At 61.6% G+C, this 23,766-nt stretch carries 24 protein-coding genes; 16 read left to right on the top strand and 8 right to left on the bottom strand.

Features of this window, described 5'->3' with window-relative positions:
- The first annotated feature begins 68 nt into the window (after positions 1–68).
- The 7 genes from obgE to modC all read left to right on the top strand — a co-directional run bounded on the left by obgE (position 69) and on the right by modC (position 7,664).
- Positions 69–1,169, top strand: a complete 1,101-nt coding sequence (gene obgE / locus FHT69_RS21005) for a GTPase ObgE (RefSeq protein ID WP_028757230.1) — start codon at positions 69–71, stop codon at positions 1,167–1,169.
- Entirely contained in the window at positions 1,156–2,325 is a 1,170-nt protein-coding gene (gene proB, locus FHT69_RS21000; RefSeq protein ID WP_028757229.1) for a glutamate 5-kinase, read from the top strand. Before obgE ends, proB begins: the two co-directional genes overlap by 14 nt.
- Positions 2,318–3,601 carry a glutamate-5-semialdehyde dehydrogenase gene (locus tag FHT69_RS20995; RefSeq protein WP_183905917.1) on the top strand — a complete coding sequence of 428 codons (1,284 nt, stop codon included), beginning with the start codon at positions 2,318–2,320 and terminating at the stop codon, positions 3,599–3,601. The genes proB and FHT69_RS20995 overlap by 8 nt, the downstream gene beginning before the upstream one ends.
- Positions 3,576–4,256: a nicotinate-nucleotide adenylyltransferase gene (locus tag FHT69_RS20990; RefSeq protein WP_183905916.1), complete on the top strand. Its 681-nt coding sequence runs from the start codon at positions 3,576–3,578 to the stop codon at positions 4,254–4,256. Before FHT69_RS20995 ends, FHT69_RS20990 begins: the two co-directional genes overlap by 26 nt.
- Before the next feature lie 497 nt (positions 4,257–4,753).
- Positions 4,754–5,545, top strand: a complete 792-nt coding sequence (modA, locus tag FHT69_RS20985; RefSeq protein ID WP_183905915.1) for a molybdate ABC transporter substrate-binding protein — start codon at positions 4,754–4,756, stop codon at positions 5,543–5,545.
- Between the two features lie 353 nt (positions 5,546–5,898).
- On the top strand, positions 5,899–6,600 hold the full coding sequence (gene modB, locus FHT69_RS20980) for a molybdate ABC transporter permease subunit (protein ID WP_183905914.1): 702 nt from the start codon (positions 5,899–5,901) through the stop codon (positions 6,598–6,600).
- Positions 6,597–7,664, top strand: a complete 1,068-nt coding sequence (gene modC / locus FHT69_RS20975; protein ID WP_183905913.1) for a molybdenum ABC transporter ATP-binding protein — start codon at positions 6,597–6,599, stop codon at positions 7,662–7,664. The genes modB and modC overlap by 4 nt, the downstream gene beginning before the upstream one ends.
- On the opposite strand, the gene FHT69_RS20970 is transcribed toward modC, so the two are convergent.
- Positions 7,665–8,042 (bottom strand): winged helix-turn-helix domain-containing protein, encoded by a 378-nt coding sequence (locus FHT69_RS20970; RefSeq protein WP_028759070.1) that lies wholly within the window; start codon positions 8,040–8,042, stop codon positions 7,665–7,667.
- Between the two features lie 209 nt (positions 8,043–8,251).
- Between FHT69_RS20970 and rsfS the strand changes: the two genes are divergently transcribed.
- From rsfS to FHT69_RS20940, 6 genes are all read left to right on the top strand, one after another.
- On the top strand, positions 8,252–8,695 hold the full coding sequence (gene rsfS, locus FHT69_RS20965; protein WP_032984631.1) for a ribosome silencing factor: 444 nt from the start codon (positions 8,252–8,254) through the stop codon (positions 8,693–8,695).
- A 118-nt stretch (positions 8,696–8,813) separates the two neighbouring features.
- Positions 8,814–9,296 (top strand): 23S rRNA (pseudouridine(1915)-N(3))-methyltransferase RlmH, encoded by a 483-nt coding sequence (rlmH, locus tag FHT69_RS20960; RefSeq protein ID WP_063473856.1) that lies wholly within the window; start codon positions 8,814–8,816, stop codon positions 9,294–9,296.
- Positions 9,297–9,472: 176 nt separating this feature from the next.
- Positions 9,473–10,873, top strand: coding sequence for a murein hydrolase activator EnvC (locus FHT69_RS20955; protein WP_183905912.1), 1,401 nt, complete (start codon positions 9,473–9,475; stop codon positions 10,871–10,873).
- Positions 10,863–12,185, top strand: coding sequence for a S41 family peptidase (locus FHT69_RS20950; protein WP_028759099.1), 1,323 nt, complete (start codon positions 10,863–10,865; stop codon positions 12,183–12,185). The genes FHT69_RS20955 and FHT69_RS20950 overlap by 11 nt, the downstream gene beginning before the upstream one ends.
- Before the next feature lie 75 nt (positions 12,186–12,260).
- The gene (locus FHT69_RS20945; RefSeq protein ID WP_183905911.1) at positions 12,261–13,454 is read left to right on the top strand and encodes a divergent polysaccharide deacetylase family protein; all 1,194 of its coding nucleotides are present in this window, start codon (positions 12,261–12,263) and stop codon (positions 13,452–13,454) included.
- A gap of 51 nt (positions 13,455–13,505) precedes the next feature.
- Positions 13,506–14,039, top strand: coding sequence for an RNA pyrophosphohydrolase (locus FHT69_RS20940; protein WP_183905910.1), 534 nt, complete (start codon positions 13,506–13,508; stop codon positions 14,037–14,039).
- A gap of 130 nt (positions 14,040–14,169) precedes the next feature.
- On the opposite strand, the gene bfr is transcribed toward FHT69_RS20940, so the two are convergent.
- The 5 genes from bfr to FHT69_RS34305 all read right to left on the bottom strand — a co-directional run bounded on the left by bfr (position 14,170) and on the right by FHT69_RS34305 (position 21,002).
- Positions 14,170–14,655: a bacterioferritin gene (gene bfr / locus FHT69_RS20935; RefSeq protein WP_047615824.1), complete on the bottom strand. Its 486-nt coding sequence runs from the start codon at positions 14,653–14,655 to the stop codon at positions 14,170–14,172.
- Positions 14,621–15,019 carry a (2Fe-2S)-binding protein gene (locus tag FHT69_RS34310; RefSeq protein WP_080759938.1) on the bottom strand — a complete coding sequence of 133 codons (399 nt, stop codon included), beginning with the start codon at positions 15,017–15,019 and terminating at the stop codon, positions 14,621–14,623. The genes bfr and FHT69_RS34310 overlap by 35 nt, the downstream gene beginning before the upstream one ends.
- Positions 15,020–15,140: 121 nt before the next feature.
- A complete protein-coding gene (locus tag FHT69_RS20925) occupies positions 15,141–18,605 on the bottom strand; it encodes an error-prone DNA polymerase (RefSeq protein ID WP_047615826.1) in 3,465 nt (1,154 codons plus the stop codon).
- Positions 18,602–20,047: a Y-family DNA polymerase gene (locus FHT69_RS20920; RefSeq protein ID WP_183905968.1), complete on the bottom strand. Its 1,446-nt coding sequence runs from the start codon at positions 20,045–20,047 to the stop codon at positions 18,602–18,604. The genes FHT69_RS20925 and FHT69_RS20920 overlap by 4 nt, the downstream gene beginning before the upstream one ends.
- A gap of 10 nt (positions 20,048–20,057) precedes the next feature.
- On the bottom strand, positions 20,058–21,002 hold the full coding sequence (locus FHT69_RS34305) for an ImuA family protein (RefSeq protein WP_183905909.1): 945 nt from the start codon (positions 21,000–21,002) through the stop codon (positions 20,058–20,060).
- A 161-nt stretch (positions 21,003–21,163) separates the two neighbouring features.
- On the opposite strand from FHT69_RS34305, the gene FHT69_RS20910 reads away from it, so the two are divergent.
- Entirely contained in the window at positions 21,164–21,601 is a 438-nt protein-coding gene (locus FHT69_RS20910) for a metallopeptidase family protein (RefSeq protein WP_028759144.1), read from the top strand.
- Between the two features lie 22 nt (positions 21,602–21,623).
- On the opposite strand, the gene FHT69_RS20905 is transcribed toward FHT69_RS20910, so the two are convergent.
- Complete coding sequence (locus tag FHT69_RS20905) at positions 21,624–21,830, bottom strand: DUF1737 domain-containing protein (RefSeq protein WP_017962591.1); 207 nt, start codon at positions 21,828–21,830, stop codon at positions 21,624–21,626.
- Positions 21,830–22,744: an HpcH/HpaI aldolase/citrate lyase family protein gene (locus FHT69_RS20900; protein ID WP_063473863.1), complete on the bottom strand. Its 915-nt coding sequence runs from the start codon at positions 22,742–22,744 to the stop codon at positions 21,830–21,832. The genes FHT69_RS20905 and FHT69_RS20900 overlap by 1 nt, the downstream gene beginning before the upstream one ends.
- A 138-nt stretch (positions 22,745–22,882) precedes the next feature.
- Between FHT69_RS20900 and FHT69_RS20895 the strand changes: the two genes are divergently transcribed.
- Positions 22,883–23,116: a hypothetical protein gene (locus FHT69_RS20895; RefSeq protein ID WP_183905908.1), complete on the top strand. Its 234-nt coding sequence runs from the start codon at positions 22,883–22,885 to the stop codon at positions 23,114–23,116.
- Between the two features lie 126 nt (positions 23,117–23,242).
- On the top strand, positions 23,243–23,662 hold the full coding sequence (locus FHT69_RS20890; RefSeq protein WP_063473864.1) for a VOC family protein: 420 nt from the start codon (positions 23,243–23,245) through the stop codon (positions 23,660–23,662).
- Positions 23,663–23,766 lie beyond the last annotated feature (104 nt).

Genomic DNA, 23,766 nt, shown 5'->3' with positions numbered 1-23,766 from the left:
CCGTCGGAACCGCCTATATCGAATGGACCAAGACGGCCGTCCAACTGCCACTGAATATTGGAAGTAAAATGAAATTTCTCGACGAAGCAAAGGTCTATATCAAGTCCGGAGACGGCGGCGGCGGCAGCGTTTCCTTCCGGCGCGAGAAATTCATCGAGTTCGGCGGCCCGGATGGCGGTGATGGCGGACGCGGCGGCGACGTTTGGGTCGAGGCTGTCAACGGACTGAACACGCTGATCGATTTCCGCTATCAGCAGCATTTCAAGGCCACGATCGGCACCCATGGCATGGGCAGGAATCGCACCGGCGCCAATGGAAGCGACGTGACGCTCAAGGTTCCCGTAGGCACCCAGATCTTCGAAGAAGACCGGGAAACGCTGATCTGCGATCTCACCGTCGAAGGCCAGCGTTTCTGCCTCGCCCATGGCGGCAATGGCGGCTTCGGCAACGCCCATTTTAAGACCTCGACCAATCAGGCGCCGGATTGGGCCAATCCCGGCCTGCCCGGCGAGGAAAAGACCCTCTGGCTGCGGCTGAAGCTGATTGCCGATGCCGGCCTCGTCGGCCTGCCCAATGCCGGCAAGTCGACGTTCCTGGCTGCCGTCACCCGCGCCCGTCCGAAGATCGCCAACTACCCCTTCACCACACTGCATCCCAACCTCGGTGTTGCCACCATCGACGAGCGGGAATTCATCCTCGCCGACATTCCAGGCCTGATCGAAGGCGCCCATGAAGGTGTCGGCATCGGCGACCGTTTCCTCGGCCATGTCGAGCGCACCCGCGTGCTGCTCCACCTCGTCTCCGCCCAGGAGGAAAAGGTCGGCAAGGCATACAAGACGGTCAAGCACGAGCTCGAAGCCTATGGAAACGAGCTGACGGATAAGGCTGAGATCGTGGCGCTGTCGCAGATCGACCTGCTCGACGATGCCGAATTGAAGAAGAAGACCAAGGAATTGGCCAAGGCCTGCGGCAAGACGCCCTTCCAGATTTCGGCCGTCACCGGCAAGGGCATGACCGAGGTCCTGCGCGCCCTGCGCGACATCATCGTCGAGGCCAATACCGAGGAGAAGCCGGCCAAGGTGCCGAAGCTGCGCCATCGCGACATGGTCGTCTCCGATGAGGACAAGGGCGAGGTTCAGGGCGAGGACGAGGCCGATGACCAGCCGTAAGCCGCTCGGCCGCTACCGCCGCATCGTCATCAAGATCGGATCTGCGCTGCTGGTCGATCGCAAGGCCGGGCTGAAGAAGGCCTGGCTCGACGCCATGTGCGCCGATATCGCCGGCCTGAAATCCAAGGGCATCGATGTGCTCGTCGTCTCCTCGGGCGCGATCGCGCTCGGCCGCTCGGTACTCGACCTGCCCTCGGGCGCGCTGAAGCTGGAAGAAAGCCAGGCGGCCGCCGCCGTTGGCCAGATCGCGCTGGCGCGTGCCTGGTCGGAAAGCCTGTCGCGCGACGAGATCGTCGCCGGCCAGATCCTGCTGACGCTTGGAGATACCGAGGAACGCCGCCGCTACCTCAATGCCCGCGCCACCATCAATCAGCTTTTGAAAATCGGCGCCGTGCCGATCATCAACGAGAACGATACCGTTGCCACCAGCGAAATCCGCTACGGCGACAACGACCGCCTCGCCGCCCGCGTCGCGACCATGACCGGCGCCGACCTGCTCATTCTTCTCTCCGATATCGACGGCCTCTATACCGCGCCGCCGCATCTCGATCCGAACGCAACGTTCCTGGAGACGATTGCCGCGATCACGCCGGAGATCGAGGCAATGGCCGGGGGTGCGGCCTCCGAGCTTTCGCGTGGCGGCATGCGCACCAAGATCGATGCCGGCAAGATTGCCACCACATCGGGCTGCGCCATGATCATCGCGTCGGGCAAGACCGACAGCCCGCTGTCGGCAATCGAAAACGGCGCGCGTTCCTCCTGGTTCGCGCCGTCTGGCACGCCTGTCACCGCCCGCAAGACCTGGATTGCCGGGCAGTTGCAGCCGGCCGGCGAACTGCATGTCGATGACGGCGCCGTCGTTGCACTCGGGGCCGGCAAGAGCTTGCTTCCGGCCGGCGTGCGCAGCGTTTCCGGCCTCTTCAGCCGCGGTGATACGGTGGCGATCATCGGCCCGGCGGGCCGCGAGATCGGCCGCGGTCTTGTCAGCTACGATGCCGACGACGCCCGCCGGATCGCCGGCCGCAAATCGGCGGAAATCGCCGCCATCCTCGGTTATGCCGGGCGCGCCGCCATGGTCCATCGCGACGACATGGTCATGACCGCCCAGATCGGTTCGAAATCGGAAAGGCAGAAGAAGGACGCGAGCTATGCTTGATACCGTGGCGCCAGGCCCTGACATTGACGTGCTGATGAACGACATCGGCCGCAAGGCGAGGGCTGCCGCACTACCGCTGAGCTTTGCGTCCACCGAGGTGAAGAACAGGGCGCTGAACGCCATGGCCGATGCGATCCTGGCGAACAAGGCGCATATTCTTGCCGAGAACGCCAAGGACCTGAAGGATATCGAAGGCACCGAAATGCTTGCCTCCTTCGTCGACCGGCTGACGCTGAACGACAAGCGTGTGGCCGAAATGGCCGAGGGCATCCGCGCCATTGCCGCGCTTGCCGATCCGGTCGGCGAAGTCATCGCCGCCTGGGACCGGCCGAACGGGTTGAAGATCGAGCGCGTCCGCACGCCGCTCGGCGTCATCGGCGTCATCTTCGAAAGCCGGCCGAACGTCACGGCGGACGCCGGCGCCCTCTGCCTCAAGGCGGGCAATGCCGTCATCCTGCGTTGCGGCTCGGATTCGCGCCGCTCATCGCAGGCTATCCATGTCTGCCTGGTTGAAGGCCTGAAGGCGGCAGGACTTCCAGAGCATGCTATCCAGCTCGTTCCGGTCACCGACCGCGCCGCCGTCGGCGCCATGCTGCGCGGCCTGGAGGGTGCGATCGACGTCATCGTGCCGCGCGGCGGCAAGAGCTTGGTCGCCCGCGTGCAGAACGAGGCCCGCGTGCCGGTTTTTGCCCATCTCGAAGGCCTTTGCCATATCTATGTCGATGCCTCGGCCGATATCGAAATGGCGAAGAAGATCGTCGTCAACGCCAAGATGCGCCGCACCGGTATCTGCGGCGCGGCCGAAACCCTGCTCGTCGATGGCGCCGCGATCGGCACGCATCTGACGCCGCTGCTCGAGGTTCTCGCGCAGGCCGGCTGCGAGATCCGCGCTTCGGCAACGGTGCTGAAGGTCGCACCCGGCATGAAGCCCGCGACCGAGGAGGATTGGTCGACCGAATATCTCGACGCGATCATTTCGGTTGCCGTCGTCGACGGCATATCGGGCGCCATCGCCCATATCCAGACCTATTCCTCGAACCATACCGAGGCCGTCATCGCCGAGGACCCTGACGTCGTCGCGCGTTTCTTCACCGAAGTCGATTCAGCAATCCTGCTACACAATGCCTCGACGCAATTTGCCGATGGCGGCGAGTTCGGCATGGGTGCGGAAATCGGCATTGCCACCGGCAAGATGCATGCCCGCGGTCCTGTCGGCGTCGAACAGCTCACCTCGTTCAAATATCGGGTGCATGGTGCCGGACAGACGCGGCCCTGAGGTGACGACCGAGCCAGACGTGACGATTGAGAATGTGGACCGGCACTATCTCCGCATGCCGCACAGCGAGCGCGGCATGGTCGTCGGTCTGTTTGGCGGTTCGTTCAATCCGCCGCATCAGGGCCACGCGCTGGTCGCCGAGATCGCCCTCAAGCGGCTTGGCCTCGACCAGCTCTGGTGGATGGTCACCCCGGGCAATCCGCTGAAGAGCCGCAACCAGCTCGCCCCGCTTGCCGAGCGTATTGCCGAAAGCGAGCGTGTCGCCGCCGACCCCCGCGTCAAGGTGACGGCCTTCGAACAGACGCTCGGCGTCAGCTACACTGCCAACACGCTTGCCCGCGTCAAGGCCCGCAATCCGCATGTGCATTTCATCTGGATCATGGGCGCCGACAGCCTGCAGACCTTTCACAAATGGCAGAAATGGCAGGAGATTGCCCGCACCTTCCCGATCGCGGTGATCGACCGGCCAGGTGCGACGCTCTCCTTCCTCTCCTCGAAAATGGCCAGGACCTTCGATTTCGCCCGGGTCGACGAGGATGATGCCCGTGTTCTCTGGAAGAAGCGTGCGCCGGCCTGGACCTTCATCCACGGGCCGCGCTCCGGCCTGAGCTCGACGGCAATCCGCAACGGCTCGTCGCCCGGCGACGCGCTTTAGTTTGATTTCCAAGGATGTCCCGAAAACGAGAAAGCCCGACGGGGGAGGAGATCCGTCGGGCTTATAAACTCGATCGACAACTGGGAGGAGGAGTGTTGTCGATCCTACCGAACGGCTATGGGAGGAGGAGAAGCCGTTTCGATGAGTGTGTTGTACCATATTTCGCAGGAAGATGAATATCGATTGTTGCATTGCAGCAATGCGTCACTTGCAATCCTGTGCAGCCTTATGGCTTTGGCATTGCCGTTTTTCTTGGCAGAAATCGACGGAGCATACTCTACCGCCGGGAATCGTTGCGGTCTGCCAACTGTCGTTTGGATATTTCCGCCCCTTTGGATCTCATGCTGCGGTTCGAGCCATGCACTTCAACAATGCCAAAACCATTGGGCGTTGCGAACACGCAGGCCCGATATGGTTATATTTTTCTGGATATATCCCTAGCCAAAGCACCCCACCCGTTATATTCGTCGCAATATTTCGAAACCTGGGGAGACATCATGCAGAACCGCCGCCGATGGATGAAACAGGCAACCGCCGCGATCGCAGCCCTCTGGCTTGGCGCGGCAGCGCTTCCGGCGCCTGCTGCCGCAGCCGAAAAGCTCACCGTCTTTGCGGCCGCCAGCCTCAAGGATGCGCTCGACGCCGCCAACGCCGCCTGGGCCAAGGAAAGCGGCAAGGAAACCGTCGCCTCCTATGCGGCGAGCGGAGCCCTGGCCAAGCAGATCGAAAACGCGGCTCCTGCCGATGTCTTCATCTCGGCCGATCTCGACTGGATGGATTACGTCGCCAAGAAAAACCTGATCAAGGCCGATACCCGGTCCAATCTGCTCGGCAACCGCATCGTGCTCGTTGCCGAAAAGGCCAAGGCAAAACCGGTCGAGATCAAGCAGGGCTTCGATCTTGCAGGACTGCTGGGTGACGGCAAGCTGGCCATGGGTGAGCCGAAATCGGTTCCGGCCGGCAAATATGGCATGGCCGCGCTCGAAAAGCTCGGCGTCTGGAAATCGGTCGAAAGCAAGGTCGCCGGCGCCGAAAGCGTGCGCGCCGCCCTTGCCCTCGTCTCCCGCGGCGAAGCGCCTTATGGCATCGTCTACCAGACGGATGCCGCAGCCGATAAGGGTGTCGCCGTCGTCGGCACCTTCCCGGCCGATTCCCACCCGCCGATCATGTATCCGATCGCAATCCTTAACGAGAGCAAGAACCCGGATGCAGCAGCCTATCTCGACTTCCTGAAATCCGACAGGGCTGCTGCCTTCTTCACGGCGCAGGGTTTCACGATTCTGAAATAGTCGACCAATTAGTGTTTCGTGATGCTTGTCTTGTACCCCAAGCATTTGCATCGATCGATAAGTGGCAGAGGCTGTCTTGTTCGTGCCGTGGGATTGCCCCTCACCCAAACCCGCTCGCGGGCGAGGGACGTGGCAAACGCCGCGTTGAGGTTGAGGAGGACGGTGCGACAGGGTCCCTTCGCCCCGCGAGCGGGGGGTCTGAAGGACGGGTCGAGACCCGTGGCTTGACCCCGGTCGGTGCCGGCAGGCGGATGAGGGGCAGGCGTCGGATGACGCCATGTAAAGAACGAGCATTGTCAACAAACTGAGGCTCGCCCCGGCGTGCCCCCAGACTTCCAGGGAGACAGCTGCATTTGGACATGTTGGGGTTGAGCAATGAGGAATGGACGGCGATCCTGCTCAGCCTGCGCGTCTCGATCGTCGCCATGCTGGCAAGCCTGCCCTTCGGCATCCTCGTCGCCCTGCTGCTTGCCCGCGGCCGCTTCTGGGGCAAGTCGGTGCTGAATGGCGTCGTTCACCTGCCGCTGGTCCTGCCCCCGGTCGTCACCGGATTCCTTCTGCTCATTCTGTTCGGCCGCCGCGGTCCGGTCGGCAGCCTGCTCGACGAGTATTTCGGCATCGTTCTCTCCTTCCGCTGGACGGGTGCGGCCTTGGCCTGCGCCATCATGGCCTTTCCGCTGATGGTGCGCAGCATCCGCCTGTCGATCGAGGCGGTCGACCGCAAGCTGGAGGAGGCGGCAGGAACGCTCGGCGCCGGACCTGTCTGGGTCTTCTTGACGATCACCCTGCCGCTGACCCTGCCCGGCATCATCGCCGGCATGATCCTGTCTTTTGCCAAGGCAATGGGCGAATTCGGCGCGACGATCACCTTCGTCTCCAACATTCCCGGCGAAACCCAGACGCTGTCGGCGGCGATCTACACTTTTACCCAGGTTCCGGGCGGCGATGCCGGCGCACTCCGCCTGACGCTCGTTGCCGTCGTCATTTCCATGGCCGCTTTGCTCGCCTCCGAATTCCTCGCCCGTCTCGCCGGCCGGAGGATCGATCCGGAATGACGCTGATCGTCGAGGCAAAACAGAAGCTTGGCGCCTTTTCGCTCGATGCCGCCTTCACCTCCGAGCGTGGCGTCACCGCGCTGTTCGGCCGTTCCGGTTCCGGCAAGACCGCGATGATCCGCATCATCGCCGGCCTCGCGCGCCCGGACGCAGGCCGCGTCGCCCTTGACGGCGAGGCCCTGACCGACACCGCAACCGGCATCTTCGTCCCGAAACATCGCCGCCGTTTCGGTTATGTCTTCCAGGAGGCGCGGCTTTTCCCGCATCTCAGCGTTCGCGCCAATCTCTCCTACGGCCGCTGGTTCGCGGCGAGAACGGCAGGCAGTGAGAGCTTCGATCGCATCGTCGACCTGCTCGGTATCGAGACGCTGCTGGCGCGCAGCCCCGCGAAACTCTCCGGCGGCGAAAAGCAACGCGTCGCCATCGGCCGCGCGCTTCTCTCCTCGCCCCGCCTGCTGCTGATGGACGAGCCGCTCGCCGCCCTCGACGAGGCGCGCAAGGCTGAGATTCTGCCTTATCTGGAACGATTGCGCGACGAGACCGACATCCCGATTGTCTATGTCAGCCATTCGATCGCAGAGGTGGCGCGGCTGGCAAACCAGGTCGTCGTCATGCGCGACGGCAAGGTGGAAGCGACCGGTTCCGCCATCGACATATTGAGCCGTCCGTCAACCTCCGCCGATCGGCGCGAGGCGGGCGCGCTACTCGAAGGCACCGTGGAAAGCTTCGATCCGCTTCACCGCCTGTCGACCGTCGCGCTGAAATCCTGCCGGCTCCATATTCCGGGTGCGGCCCTTGCGCCCGGCAAATCGGCCCGCATCCGCATTCCCTCCCGCGATGTCATGTTGGCGACCGCAAAGCCGGAGGGGCTCAGCGCGCTGAATATCCTGGAAGCAAGGATAGAGCAGATATCGGCGGCCGAGGACGGAACGGTGGAAATCCGGCTCGATTGCGGCGGCGATATCATTCTTTCCCGGATCACGACGCTCTCCTGCGAGCGCCTCGATCTTCGGCCGGGAAGGGCGGTCTTCGCCGTCATCAAGACGGTTGCGCTGGAGGCCTGATCAGCCGCGCTTGCCCTGTTGCAGATTGCGCTTGCCTTCGAGCCAGGCGAGATCGTCGGCAAGGCTGGTGCGCACCGTCTTTTCCATCCGGCGGAAACGCTCGAGCAGTTCCTCGCCGAACGGCGTCAGCACCGCGCCGCCGCCCCTCTGCCCGCCGCGCTGCGATTCCACCACCTGTTCAGAGAACATCCGGTTCATCTCGCTGACGAGCAGCCATGCCCGGCGATAGGACATGTCCATCGCCCGCCCCGCCGCCGAGATCGAACCGGTCGAGCGGATGTGCTCCAGGAGCTCCATCTTTCCGCGACCGAGGCGATCCTGGTCCGGGAAGCTGATTCGCAGGACGGGAACGAGTGTTTTTGCGGCTGAGTCGGTCATTGAATCCAGAGATCGCGGAATTTTCGGCACTTTACGCTGCGGTATGGAAACTGTACACCGCCCGCCGGAAGCAGCCCGCGTGGCAATATTCTTCAATTCGGACGTTAGATCGGATTTTCGGCCGTTCCGTACCTTAGCATGTCTTGAAACATTAATGGTTTGATGCCTATCTTAACCATGATCCGGTCTCGATCGGATCTGTGTTGTGCATAGTTTGTCATTCCAGGAAAGGGAAAGCACTGACAACAGTACACGCCAAGGGAAAAACGCTCGCCGTTATCCCGAAGAGTGCGGAACGTGGCGCCGATGCCGCCGCCCGTGCCCTAGAAACCGTCCTCGCCAGCCTTGAGGACTCCAAAGCTGAAGATATCGTCACCATCGACATTGCCGGAAAATCGGCGCTGGGAGACTACATGATCGTCGTCTCCGGCCGCTCGAACAGGCATGTCATGGCGATCTCGGATCATCTGCTGACCGACCTTAAGGACGACGGCCTCGGTACGGCCCGCGTCGAAGGTCAGGAAGGCGGGGATTGGGTCCTGATCGACACCGGTGACATTATCGTGCATGTGTTCCGTCCCGAAATCCGCGAGTTCTACAACATCGAAAAGATGTGGGCGGCTCCGGATATGGATGAAGAAACACGGCACTGACAGGCAGGCCGGCATTCTGTCCGGCGCCTGAGACGTGGCATTGGCTGGCCGGAAAATATCACAAGCCGGCCGGTGGCGCAGTGTGCGCCCGATGTGCCGCATGAGCGGGAGCGGATGAATGCGAATAGGTCTTTTTGCGGTGGGACGGCTGAAGTCCGGCCCCGAAAAGGATCTTGTGGCCCGCTATCTCGACCGTTTTGCCAAGGCCGGCCCTGCCGTCGGCCTCGAATTTACCCGTGTTGCCGAAGTGGCCGAAAGCCGTGCCTCCAATGCGGAAACCCGCAAGCGTGAAGAGGCGGCGATGCTTTTGAAATCGCTTGCCGATGGCAGCATTCTCATTCTTCTCGATGAACGCGGCAAGGCGCTCGACAGTGAAGCCTTCGCAAATCTGCTCGGCTCCTATCGCGATCAGGGCAAACGCGAACTGACCATTGCGATCGGCGGCGCCGACGGCCTCGATCCCTCCCTGTACGATCGTGCCGACGCCACGCTGTGTCTTGGCAAGATGACCTGGCCGCACCAGCTGGTGCGCACGCTGATCGCCGAACAGCTCTACCGCGCCGTTACCATCCTGTCCGGCCACCCCTATCACCGCGTCTGATGCCGCGGCGGCCCAATGCGTCGCCCAGCGCGTCGTAATGTCACGCAGCCGTGTTTGCTTGGCCACCCGCTGTCCGTCGAACGTTCTGGCAAAGCGCGCCAAATCAGCTTAGTCTTCGCGCGATTTGAGAAAGTGCCCCAACACGCATGACGAGAGCATCCACCAGGCGACACCGCATGATCCTGCCGGCTATCGCGGCCGGTGTCGGTGTGGCGGTGATTGTCGTGTCGGCAAATCCGTTCATCGTCCGGGCGCAGGAAGCCGCCCCCGAAGCGGCACAATCCGCACCGCAGCCGGCAGCCGAGCCGCCACCGCCCGATCCCGCCGCCGAACTTGCCGCCAAGCGTGATCAGACCCGAGCCGAACTCGAAACCCTGTCGAAGACCATCAGTCTCTCCACCGACAAGGTGAGCGCGCTTCGCCAGAGCATCGCCGATCTGGAAAAGAGCACGGAGAGCATCCGCCAGGCGCTGATCGATTCCGCCGCCCGCCGCAAGGCGCTTGAAAAGCAGATCCTCGAAAGCGAGAAGAAGCTTGCCGATCTCGGCGTCAAGGAGGATGGCATCCGCCGTTCCCTACATGAGCGCCGCGGCCTTCTGGCCGAGGTGCTGGCAGCACTCCAGCGCATGGGCCGCAACCCGCCGCCCGCTTTGCTCGTCACCCCCGATGACGCGCTCGCATCGGTGCGCAGCGCCATTCTGCTCGGCGCGGTCGTGCCCGGCATCCGCAAGGAGACCGACAAACTTGCAGCAGACCTCGCAAACCTCGCCGCATTGCAAACCGCAAGCGCCGCCGAAAAAGCCTCGCTGACCGCGACGATGACGGATGGCATCGAGGAAGAGCGGCGCATGGACCTGCTGCTTGCCGAAAACGACAAGCTCAGCCGCAGCAATGCCGCCGAACTCGCAGCCGAGAGAAGACGCTCCGAAGAGCTGGCGGGCAAGGCGACGAGCCTTGAAGGCCTTGTCGCCTCGATGGAATCGGAGATCGCTTCGGTGCGGGATGCTGCCGCCGCCGCCCGCCAGGCGGAGGAGAACCGCAGGCTTATGACGGACGAGCAGCGCGCTCAGGCCAAGGCGCTCGCCGACAGCGGCGTGCCCGATAAAAACCGTATTGCGCCCGCATATCCCTTCGGAGAATTGAAGGCGAAATTGGAGGTGCCCGTTGCGGGCGATATCCTGCGCCAGTTCGGCGATGCCGACGGCACCGGACACGAGGCCATGGGAATGACGGTCGCCACCAATCCGGAGACGGTGGTGACGGCGCCTGCGGATGGCCTGGTGGTTTTCGCCGGCGCTTTCCGCAGTTACGGCCAGATGATCATCCTCGACGTGGGCGATGGATACCACCTGGTTCTATCGGGAATGGATACGATCAATACCCGTCAGGGAAAGTTCGTTTTCTCCGGCGAGCCGCTTGCCGTGATGGGCGCAAAAAGAGTGGCAAGCGCAACTGCATTGGCGCTGGAAACGGACCGGCCAGCGCTTTACATTGAATTTCGAAAGGACGGTAAACCGGTCGATTCCCGGCCGTGGTGGACCTCCAAAGACACTGGAAAGGCACGCAATGATTCGTAGGGCTTCTCTTGTTCTGGTCGGCGCATTGATGGGTGCGACCGCAATGAGCGTCATTTACTCGGCGGGTGTGCCGGCAGAAGCGGCCGGATCCTCTACATACAAGGAACTTTCGGTTTTCGGCGATGTCTTCGAGCGCGTGCGTGCGCAATACGTGACGCCGCCGGCCGAAGACAAGCTGATCGAGAACGCCATCAACGGCATGCTCTCCTCTCTCGATCCGCATTCGAGCTACATGAATGCGAAGGACGCCGAGGACATGCGCACCCAGACCAAGGGTGAGTTCGGCGGTCTCGGCATCGAAGTCACGATGGAAGACGAACTCGTCAAGGTCATCACCCCCATCGATGATACGCCCGCCGCCAAGGCCGGTGTTCTCGCCGGTGACTATATCTCCGAGATCGACGGCCAGTCCGTGCGCGGCCTGAAGCTGGAGGACGCCGTCGAGAAGATGCGCGGCGCCGTCAACACGCCGATCAAGCTGACGCTGATCCGCAAGGGCGCCGATAAGCCGATCGAACTGACGATCGTCCGTGACGTTGTCGCCGTCCAGGCAGTCAAGTCGCGTGTCGAGGACGATGTCGGTTATCTCCGCATCATCTCCTTCACCGAGAAGACCTATCCCGACATGGAAAAGGCGATCAAGAAGATCAAGGACACCGTTCCGGCTGACAAGCTGAAGGGTTATGTCCTCGACCTGCGCCTCAATCCGGGCGGCCTGCTCGACCAGGCGATCAACGTCTCCGATGCCCTGCTGCAGCGCGGCGAGGTCGTTTCGACCCGCGGCCGCAATCCGGATGAAACCCGCCGCTTCAATGCCGGCCCGGGCGACCTGACGGATGGCAAGCCGGTGATCGTGCTGATCAATGGCGGTTCGGCTTCCGCATCGGAAATCGTCGCCGGCGCTCTTCAGGATCTGCGCCGTGCCACCATTCTCGGCACGCGCTCTTTCGGCAAGGGCTCCGTCCAGACGATCATCCCGCTCGGCGAAAACGGCGCGCTGCGCCTGACCACGGCGCTCTATTACACGCCGTCGGGCCGCTCGATCCAGGGTACCGGCATCACGCCCGACATCAAGGTCGAGGAGCCGCTGCCGGAGGAACTGCAGGGCAAGATGGTGACCGAAGGCGAATCCAGCCTGCGCGGCCACATCAAGGGCCAGAGCGAGACGGACGAAGGTTCGGGCTCCGTTGCTTACGTCCCGCCGGACCCGAAGGACGACGTTCAGCTGAACTACGCGCTCGACCTCCTGCGCGGCAAGAAGACCGATCCGGCCTTCCCGCCGAACCCGGACAAGGCCGTCGTCGCCAAGTAATCGATCATCTCAAGGCCGGGCACCTCGCCCGGCCTTCCCTTTCTGCTGTTTCCCGGTTTTGGAGCGGGCGAAAAATTGGGAACGGACCTGCATGCGCCTTTGGGCCGCAACCGCAAAACCGGCAGCCGGCGCCCGGGTGTTCTGCGCCTGGGCCGCATCGCCGCCAGTCTCTGCCTTTTCGCGATAGGCGGCTTTTCGCTCTATACGGCATTTCGCGGCGATGGGCTCGAACGCAGCAAACCGCCTGCGGCCGAGCAGCCAGCAACGCCGCCTTCCCAGCCTCGGCCACCAACGTCAGCCGCCAACCAGGCGCCTGACGGCATGCCGCGCGCCGAGCCGCGCTCGGGCGCCAATGTCGAGCAGATGGTCACCGGTGACGGCTCCGTCGTCACCAAATACAGCCCGCGCCCGCGTGACGGCAGCGGGCCGGTGCTGGTCGATGCCATGCAGATCGGCCAGGATCCGCGCATGGCAGCTCAGCCGAATGAAGCATTGCTCGAAGAAACCCCCTTGGGCAGGCTTCCGATCGTCGGTCCGGATGGCCGGCGGCCGATGGATCAATATGCCCGTCCTTCGTCCGGCGCGCGCGGCGTCCGCATCGCCATCGTCGTCAGCGGTCTCGGGCTCAGCCAGACCGGAACGCAGCGCGCCATAGCGGACCTGCCGGAAGAGATCACCTTCGCTTTCGCCGCGAGCGGCAACAGCCTGCAGCGCTGGATGCAGGAAGCCCGCCGCGGCGGCCACGAGATCCTGTTGCAGGTACCGCTCGAACCATTTGATTATCCGGCGAATGATCCGGGTCCTGAAACCCTGCTGACCACGAAGCCGGCCGCCCGCAACATCGAGAACCTGCACAAGGCGATGGGCGAGATCACCAATTATACCGGCGTCATGAATTATCTCGGCGGCCGTTTCTTGTCGGATCCCGCCGCCATGGAACCCGTGATGCGCGATATCGGCAAACGCGGCCTGCTGTTCCTCGACGACGGCACTTCGGCACAATCAAAGACGGCGACGGTGGCCAAGGGAACCGAACTGCCTTATGCTTTTGCCGATCTGCAGCTCGACGGCCAGCTCGATATCAACGCCATCCTGAAGAAGCTCGACGAGCTCGAGCGCATCGCCCGCAAGAACGGTCAGGCGATCGGCGTCGCATCGGCTTTCGATGAGAGCGTTGACGCCATCGCCAAATGGAGCGAGGAGGCCGCGATGCGCGGCATCGAGATCGTCGGCGTCGCCGCCCTTTCCAACGACCCCCGGAATCCTTGATAAGAATCCTTGATAAGGATCCCTGAGAAGAATCCCCTAACGGAGAAAAAGATGAGCCAGGCGACTGTGAAAGCCGAGGATCTGCCCTACCGCCCCTGCGTCGGCGTGATGATCTTGAACCGCCAGGGTCTCGTCTGGGCCGGGCGGCGCATCCCCGACGGCAATTCCGAATATGACGGCTCGCCGCAGCTCTGGCAGATGCCTCAGGGCGGCATCGACAAGGGCGAGGATCCATTGGACGCCGCCTACCGCGAGCTCTACGAGGAGACCGGCATGAAGACGGTGACCCTGCTCGCCGAAGCGCGAGACTGGATCAACTACGATCTGCCGCCGGCACTGATCGGCATCGGGCTGAAAGGAAAATTCCGCGGTCAGACGCAGCGCTGGTTCGCCTTCCGCTTCGACGGCGACGACAGCGAGATCGCCATCAACCCGCCGCCGGGCGGCCACGAGCCGGAATTCGATGCCTGGGAGTGGAAGCCGATGCAGCAGCTGCCGGGGTTGATCGTCCCCTTCAAGCGCGCCGTCTACGACCAGGTCGTGGCCGAATTCCAGCATCTGATGACGCTGCAATCGGAAGATTGATTGAGCAGGAAGACCGCTTCGGTTTGCGCTCGGCAAACGGGAGCAAGGTCCACGACAATGCCAGATGAAGAATATCGGGCCAGGTGAAGAATATCGGCCGCCGATGGGGCGGCCGATATCGGCAGGGGCCTTATTCAGCCTCGTCGGCGGAGTCGGCGTTGAGCTGGCCGTATTTGCTCTCGCCGATTTTCTCGAGCAGATCGATCTGTGTTTCGAGGAAGTCGATATGACCTTCCTCGTCCGCCAGCAGCTCTTCGAAAAGCTTCATGGAGACGTAGTCGCCGGCCTCATGACAGATATCGCGCGACTTCTTGTAAGCCGTGCGGGCGTCATATTCGCCGGCAAGATCGGCTTCCAGCACTTCCTTGACGTTCTGGCCGATGCGCAGAGGTGCAAGGGTCTGCAGGTTGGGATGGCCTTCGAGGAAGATGATGCGCGCAACAAGCCGGTCGGCATGATGCATCTCTTCGATGGATTCGGCGCGCTCCTTCTTGGCGAGCTTGGTGTAGCCCCAGTCCTCAAGAAGACGATAGTGAACCCAATATTGGTTGACCGCACCGAGTTCGAGGAACAACGCCTCGTTAAGCCGCTCGATGACCTTTTTGTCGCCTTTCAATGTCCGCTCTCCTGTTTTCCTCATGGAATTGTTTCAAGCGGGACATGAAATCAAATATTTCGGTCTCCGTCGAGTGGCGACGGGCGTGATATTCCTCGGTCGTCTGGATAATGATGTCGACGACGTTGGGAAAACAGCCGCAGCAGCGGCCGCGTTTTTCCATGGCGTGGTAGACCTTCGCAGGCACGATAAGCTGCCAACAGTCTTCATCGAGAAGGTTGGTGATAACCTCCCGGATTTCCTTATCGGTTATATAATTGCAGCTGCAGACGAGCACGTCTTCATTCCAAACATGACACTGACTATCGTGTTTTCTGCTAAAGAAGATGGTGGCTGTCAAGAAAAAATTCGAGCCCCGCATCATTGAATAACAGCGTCCGGATGAGACCCCATGCATATCGTCTAAAATTATGCAGAGGTTTCAGGATGATGACGCCACAAGGCCGATGAAGACGCGCCGCATGCCCTGATCGGGTGACGCTATTTTAATGGAAGTTGCGTCCGCGCGGCATCACTTCAGCCGTTGCCGCCGCGCCCGCATGGCGGTCTGTTGCAACCATGCGTTTTTCCAGCTCCACCCTCTCCTGCGCATGCGCAAGCTTTTTCTGCCGCGGATCGCCCCCCGGTCTCAGCACTTCGTCTGCCCGTTCGCAGGCGCCGAAACGCCGGGCCTCGCGTTGCAGGACCCCGAGCGCCGGCGTCATATCCTCGATATGCTCGACAACGGTATGGATCACCCCGCTCTGGCTTTGCAGCCTGCCGCGGATTTTCACCAGCCGAGCACCCATCACGACCGATCGGTATTTATCGAACATTTTCGGCCAGACGATCGCATTGGCCACACCGGTTTCGTCTTCCAGCGTCATGAAGATCACACCTTTGGCCGAACCCGGTCGCTGGCGCACCAGCACGAGGCCGGCGATCGTCACCCGCTTTCCGCTGGCGATCTTCAACAGATCGACATTGCGCGTGATGCCCGTCCTTTGAAACTCCTCCCGCAGGAAAGAGACCGGATGCGCCTTCAGCGACAACGAGAGATAACGATAGTCCTCGATGACCTGTTCTCCCGGCAGCATGTCCGGCAGCTTCGCCATAGGTTCGATCTGGAGGTCGATATGACGGGTCTGCTCGAAAAGCGGCAGTTCCTCGGCTGCGCTCTTCACATCCAGCGCCCGCACCGCCCAGAGCGCTTCGCGCCGCGACAGATCGATCGACCGGAACGCATCGGCATCCGCCAGCCGTTCGATGACGGATTTTTGCAGACCGGACCGCAGCCAGAGATCGCGCACCGAACTGTAACCTTCGCCTCGATTGCCGACCAGTCGTTCCATATCGTCTATCGAGAGGCCCTTGATCTGGCGAAACCCCAGTCGCACCGCATGCCGGGTCTTGATGATCGTGCGCATCTTTTCATGCCGGAAATCGACGGCATTCCGATCGAAGACAGCTTCTTCCAGTCCGCAATCCCAGTCCGATTCATTGATATCGACCGGCAGGATCCTTACCCCGTGCTCGCGTGCATCCCGCACCAGCTGCGCCGGCGCATAAAACCCCATCGGCTGGGAGTTCAGCATCGCCGCGCAGAAGACATCGGGATAATAGGCCTTGAGCCAAGAGGAGGCATAGACGAGCAGCGCGAAGGAGGCGGCGTGGCTTTCGGGGAAGCCATATTCGCCGAAGCCTTTGATCTGGTTGAAACACTGCTGCGCGAATTCCTGGGCATAGCCCTTTGAGACCATTCCCTCGATGAACCGCTTTTCGAAATTGCCGATCGTCCCGGTTCTCTTGAATGTCGCCATCGCTCTGCGAAGCTTGTCGGCTTCCGCCGGTCTGAAGCCTGCGGCGGTAATGGCGATCTGCATGGCCTGTTCCTGGAACAAGGGCACGCCGAGGGTTCTTTCCAGAACCGTTTCCAGCTCCTTGCTCGGATATTCGATCGGAATGTTCTTGGCCTGCTGCTCCCGGCGCTTCAGATAGGGATGCACCATATCGCCCTGGATCGGTCCTGGCCGCACGATCGCCACCTCGATGACGAGGTCGTAGAATAGCTTCGGCTTCAGACGCGGCAGCATGCTCATCTGCGCCCGGCTTTCGATCTGGAAGACGCCGAGCGTATCGGCCCGGCCCATCATCTCGTAAACCGGCTCGCCTTCGTCCCCATGCTCCTTGTTGCCGAGGTCTGCGAGCGTCTTCTTCACGTCGTAATGCAGTTCAAGCAGCGAGAAGGCCTTCCGCAGGCAGGTCAGCATGCCAAGCGCCAGCACATCCACCTTGAGGATCTTGACATTGTCGAGGTCGTCCTTGTCCCACTCGATCATGTAGCGATCCGGCATCGCCGTCTTCATGATCGGCACCACCTCGTCGAGACGGTCCCGCGTGATGACGAAGCCGCCAACATGCTGGGTGAGGTGGCGGGGGAAACCGAGAAGCTCGGACGCATATTTCAGCACGTTCTGCGTCACCGGATCCTTGATGTCGAGGCCGGCCGCCTTGGCATCCCGTTCGGAGAGATTGTCCTCCGACCAGCCCCAGACGAGGCTGCTGATCGCCGACTGAACATCCTCCGAGAGCCCAAAGGCCTTGGCGACCTCACGGCCGGCCGAACGGGTCCGATAGGTGGTCACCCCCGCCGTCAGTCCGGCATGTTCTATGCCGTATCTCTTGTAGATGAACTGGATGACCTCTTCGCGTCGATCATGCTCGAAATCGACATCGATATCCGGCGGTTCGTCACGATCCATCGAAATGAAGCGGTCGAAGAGCAGCGTGCTCTTCTGCGGATCGACTTCCGTTATCTCAAGACAATAGCAGATGACCGAGTTTGCCGCCGATCCGCGCCCCTGGCACAAGACCTTAAGTTCATAGCGGGCGTGCTGGATGATCTTGTGAACCGTCAGGAAGTAGGAGGCATATTGCTTATCCCCAATGAGTTTCAGTTCATAATCGATCTGTTGCGCCACCTTGGGCGGGATACCGTCGGGATAACGCCTTGCGGCGCCCGCTCTCGTCAGTCTTTCCAGGGTCTCCTGCGGCGTTTCGCCCGGATCGTTTTCAGGCGGATAATTGTGCTCCAGTTCCTTCAGCGAAAAGCTCAGCTTGCCGAAAAAGGTCTGCGTATTTTCGATCGCATCAGGATAGTCCCGGAAGATCCGGGCCATTTCACGTGAATCCTTGAGGTAACGTTCGGCATTCGGCGCCAGCAGGAATCCGGCTTGTGGTATCTGCACATGCTCCCGGATCGCGATCACGACATCCGAAAGCGGCCGGCGTTCAGGATGGTGGTAAATCGGCTGGTTGGTGGCAATCAGCGGCACGCGGTTTCGGGCAGCCAGCATCGAAAGCACCGCAAAGACCTGCCTGTCGCGGCCGTCATAGGCTGGCGCCAGCGCCATGAAAAAGGCCTTGCGGAATCGCCTGCGAAGCCGCTCCAGATAATCGTCCAGCGTCGACTGCCCCGCCTGATGATCGACAAGACTGCGGTCGGGAACGAGGGCGAGCATCATCTCGTCCCCCCATTCCGCAAGCTCCGCTTCCGTCAGGATGCAGCTTCCCTTGACCGCTTCTTCCTTCAGATTGCCGGCGCTGAGAAGGCGGCAGAGGTTTGCCCAGCCTCGCCGGTTTTGTGGATAGGCAAGGATATCAGGCGTTCCGTCGGAAAAGACGAGACGCGCGCCCGGTTGAACCCGGATAGGATCGAGAATGACCTCTGTTTTTCCCTTCTTCTTCGCCTCAGCCAGAATCTCATCCCTGTTCTTGTATCTCTCCTCAAGCTGCTCCGCCTGGGCATGCGCTCGCACAACGCCGGCAACCGAATTGCGGTCCGCAATCCCGAGACCGCCGAGCTTCAAATAAGCGGCCTGCACAACCATCTCTTCCGGACCGGAGGCGCCTTCGAGAAACGAGAAATTCGTTCTCGTGCCGACCTCGAAGAATGCCCGTGCGGTTGTCATGCGAACACGCCGTGCATGAACCAGCGAGGGTCAAGCTCCTGACCATAAAAACCACGACGATAGATCCAGAAGCGATGCCCGGTCTCATCCTCAATGCGGAAATAGTCACGCGCCTCGGCCTCATCCCCATCGATCCACCACTCCATGGCAATCCGTTCCGGCCCTTCGCTTCTTGCCACCTGATGCTGCATGCGCCGCCAGCGGAAGATCTGCGGCGGACCATCGGGCACTTCGGCCATCATGATCTCGACCGGCTCCGGCGTTGCAAAGAGCCGCAACGGGCGCTCTTCGCGGAAAGGAAGTTGGATGTCCCGCGCTACCTTCCGCCTGGGAAGACTCTCCATCACAGGAACCGTGATGACGGCGCGTTCCGGCACATGACTCTCGCGAAGCTGGAAGCTTTGCAGGCAATCCGCACCAAGCCGGGCCGACACCCGGTCGACGAAAACAGAAAGCGAGATCTCTCCCTGACGATCGCCCTCGAAATCCCCCTGCGCTTCGTTGAAGGAATCGTGCCGCAACACATTCAACCGCAGGATCTCGAAACCATAGCCGGCATCGAGATCATCATAGACCGCCTGCAATCGCTCGGAAAAAAGCCCGGCAATGAGCTTTGGTTCGCGCAGCGGCTGCGAAGCGCCGACGGAGATACGAAAGACCCTGCCGTCGACGCGGAACAGGACCAGTTCGAACACCCGCCCGCCAGCCCCCCGCGCCTCCAGCGACGGCTGCAGCGACATGGCGACCTGCCTGGTGACGGCAAGGATCTGCTCTTCCGTCCCGATGGGCTCCATCAGCCGGCTTTCGGCCGAGAGGCTGGCGACAGGACGCCGGGGAGAGACCGGCTCTTCTTCATGCCCCAGCGCCTGGTCGAGACGCAGAAGCAGTTCCGGCCCGAACCGGCGGGTTAGCGGCGCTCGCGGCGCATCGATGACATCGCCGATATATTTCAGGCCGAGCTTCTTCAGAGCATCGACGGTTTGTCCTTCCAGCCGCAAGGCTGTAACCGGCAAGGACACCAGCACATGTTCCGCCTCTTCGTCCTCGATCACGCCACTCTGCCCGAAGCGGGACACCGCCCAGGAAAGGCCGGGCGATGATGAAATCGCGCCCCGTGCATCGAACCCCATATGAAAAAGCCGCGACAGCACATCCCGAAGAAGCGCCTTTTCACCGCCGAACAGATGGGCGCAGCCGCTAATGTCGAGAAACAGACCGTCCTTGCTGTCGAATGCCACCAGCGGCGTATAACGGTCGCACCAGTCGGCAATTGCCTCCAGCAGCCGGCGGTCGGCCGCCGGATCCTCTTCCGCGACCTCGAGCATTGGATACATGGCGCGCGCTTCGGCAACGCCCAAATCCTTCCTCAACCCCAGCCTCTCGGCCAACTCGTCCAGTGCCGTCAGCCGAATGGCATTGTTGAGCTTGCCGGAACAGACGATAGGCGGCGTCTCAGGACGCCCTTTCGAACGCCAGGAGAGCCCCCATCGTTTGCGGGCGATGCGGTCCGTTGGCAGATGCGGGAAGCTGAGCGCCAGAATGCGCTGACTGTTCGCCTGGAGGACGAACGAGGTTTGGTTCGGCGACAGGGAGAAATTCGCGTTCATGGGGATTCCACTCCAGAAGAAAGGAGAGCGAAGCCGGATTGCGGCTCTTCTCCAGCGTGAGACGGAAAATCGGATTGCCGATGCTGCCGGAAAGCCTCGATCCGTCCGGCAACGGCCGTAGACCGGCCGGGGCCGGTTCGACATGCAGACGGAAAGCCGCACTGCTTGCCTCCTCCGCTCCGGCCTGGCGCACGAGAAAGAGTGGATGGCGGGCAGCCCGCGCCCGAAGACTGAGCCTGCGGCTTTCGGTCAGCCCGAAATGGGCGGGATTGCCTCGCACTTCGAAGATGACGGCCGAGAAGGCAGCGCTTTCCACCGCCGCCTCCACCAGCCAGAGCGCCTCGTCCAGCTTGCGTGGCGCGGCGTGGAGAAACCGCTCCGGGCTCAGTCCGAAATCCCGAAGTCCGGGGGCATAGGGACGGCCGGCCTCCAGCGTGCCGATTGCATCGCCGATCCAGAGCAACGGCAGAAACCTGCCGGCATCCGCTTCCTGTTTCTGCAGCCGTGCGGCAACAGCCATAGCCAGCCCGCTTGCCGCACCGGCATCGCGAGACAGAGCCGAGCGGAATTCGGTGATCGCATCGAGCGGCAGGCCGCCTTCCAGTGCCCCATCGAGGAACTCTATTCCAAACGGCAGGGGCGGCAGAGTGCGCTCCTGGCGGGCCTTGCGTCCTTCCGCCACGGCTTCCCGTTCCGCCGCGGCAAGCGCCGGCGCGGGCTTTCCCTCCAATCTGGCGATGGTTTCGCGGAGCGCAAAAAGCCGCTCGCGCGCCAGGGCGTGCTGCGCCATGGCGTTCTCCAATCCGTCTTGTTCCTGTTATGTTCTTATAGATTCCAGAGAGCTAATGAAGAGTCAACGGCCATTCTCTATGAATTTATTCCTGCCTTTGATTCCGCACTCGAAAATCGGCGATAAAGGTTCTATATGGGCCCGCAAAGGAAGGAATATTCATGGCCCGCAGAGACCAGAGCGATGATTGGCGGGACCGCCATGCGCCGACGATCAGCACCTTCGAGTCGCTGGCAATGGAGGCCTACAGCCATCTGCCGGATGAATTCCGCCAGCTGACGACCAACCTCACGATCGAGATCGAGGATTTCCCCGATGACGACGTTTTCGAGGACATGGCGCTGGAAACCCCTTTCGACCTGCTCGGCCTTTTCGAGGGCAGGGGCATTTCCGAACGTTTCACGGTGGAAACCGGCGAGATGCCGAACCGCATCCGCCTCTACCGCCGCCCCATCCTCGATTACTGGGCTGAGAACGATGAGACGCTCGGCGATATCATCACCCATGTCCTGATCCACGAGATCGGCCATCATTTCGGGCTGAGCGACGATGACATGGAGCGGATCGAGGCCAGCGCCGAGGAAGCCGCCGAGCGCTAAACCGCGCGTTTGGCAGAACGCGCTACTGCTCGGAGAGCTTCATCTCAGGATCGTAATCCTTGCCTTCGACATGTTTGACGACGGCCTGGCCGCACTGCATCGCGCCGGTTGCGGCATTGAAGGCATAGGTCGGCGAGCCCTCCAGCGACCAGCCCTTGTTGAGGGCGGCGGTAACCTTGTGGCAGAAGGAAGCATCGTCGGGACCGGTCAGGAAGCGGTAGAGTTTCATCACATCGTCTTTCGTGCTGCAGCCTGGCGGGCTGCGATCAGGCGGGCTTTATGAACCAGACTTTCCGCCTGGACAAGATGCAGCCGCTCGATCATCCGACCGCCTGCATTGATGACGTTCAGCCCCTCGGAAGCGGGATCGGCAAAGGCTGATATGATCGCCTCCGCTTCCGCAATCGCGGCCGGATCCGGGCCGAAATGGCGATTGGCGGGCTCGATCTGCGCGGGATGGATCAGCATCTTGCCGGTAAAGCCCATGGCCCGGCCCTGCTGACATTCGGCATCGAAACCCTGCTCGTCCCTGAAATCGTTGAAGACGCTGTCGATCGCATCGAGCCCGTAGGCGCTGACCGCAAGGACGACCTGCATCAGCCACGGCACGAGATAGCTCCGTCCCGGCTGCGGCAGCACGTCGGTTTCCTTGCGCAGGTCGTTGAGCCCGACGACGAGACAATCGAGCCGCGAGCCCGGCGTGCGCCCGGCCTCGGCGATATCAGCCGCATTCAGGATGCCGCGCGGCGTCTCGATCATCGCCCAGATGCGCAGATCTTCGGGCGCATCCGCCTCGGAGAGAAGGTCGCTGATATCAGTGACATCCTGCGGCTCGTCGACCTTCGGCAGCAGAACGGCATCGGGACCAAGCGCCGTCACCAGCTTCAGATCGGCCAGGCCGAAATTGGACGACAGGCTGTTGATACGGATGATCCGCTCCTTGCCTTGGAGCGGCCGATCCGAAAAAAAGCGCCTCAGGTTTTCCCGCGCTTCCGCCTTCTTTTCCGGCGCCACCGAATCCTCGAGATCGAAGATCACTGCATCGCAATCGACCGCATGGGTCTTTTCGAGGGCGCGGGGGTTGATGGCAGGCACGCTCAGCACCGAACGGCGCAGGCGAGGGGTCACGGGGTTTCGGCTCATGGCGAATTAGTGCCAAGCTTTGACAGCCGAAGCAAGCAACCTGCCCCAGAACATCCAGCAGAACAACAAAAAGCCATGCTTGCCTTGCAGAGAGGAAAGAGAAGGACCACATTCCTTTCCGAAGAAAGGTCTCTAACCATGCAGAACATTCGCTCCATCTTCCTCATGCTTGCCGGCGCCACCGTTTTCGTGGCCATGCTGCTTCTCACCTTTTCGGTGACGCTTGCTGTCGGCGGCATCCTGACCGTACTCATGGTCGGGCGCGCGCTGTCGATGAAGATGAAGCCCGCTCCGATCCGTGCCAAGGCAAACAACAATAAGCCGGAGATGCGGGTGTGGAACGACGGCCGCGGCACGATCATCGATCTCTGATCACCTTTTCACTGAAGATTTCGTTCGCTGAAAAATTTCGGCCGACACTGTCGGATCACGCTTCCATGCTGCGTCCTTGAAGCAGCCAGGCATTCAGCCGGCGCTAAAAACGAATGGAGGACAAGCATGGATGCGACAGAGAGCAACCCGACCAAGATGCCGCCGGTCAAGAATGGCCTGCTGCCCTATCTGACGGTCAATGGCGCGGTGAAAGCTGCGGAATTCTACACGAAGGCTTTCGGCGCCGAAGAGGCCTATCGCGTGCCGGTCGACGAAAACGGCAGAACGATGCATGTGCATCTCTACATCAACGGCAGCTCCCTCATGCTGTCGGATGCCTATCCCGAATACGGCCATCCCTTCAAAGGCCACGAAGGCTTCGCCATCCAGCTGGTTATCGACGATATCGATTTCTGGTGGGATCGCGCGGTTGCGGCCGGCGCCGAAGTCGTCATGCCGGTCGAACTGATGTTCTGGGGCGACCGCTACGGCCAGCTTCGTGATCCGTTCGGCGTCCTCTGGGGGTTGAACGCACCGTCCAAATAAGGGGACCGGCGCAATCGGCAGGCCGCGCGAAACGTCGCGTGGCCGCCATCTGTGAAAGATTCTCCTTCATTTCGACGAAAAACTGGACTAGATGCAAATTCAGA

It is taken from the genome of Rhizobium sp. BK008, from assembly GCF_014197345.1.
Taxonomy (GTDB): domain Bacteria; phylum Pseudomonadota; class Alphaproteobacteria; order Rhizobiales; family Rhizobiaceae; genus Rhizobium; species Rhizobium anhuiense.
Note: the sequence above shows the minus strand (reverse complement) of the source record. Positions and strands in the feature narration are given on the sequence as shown.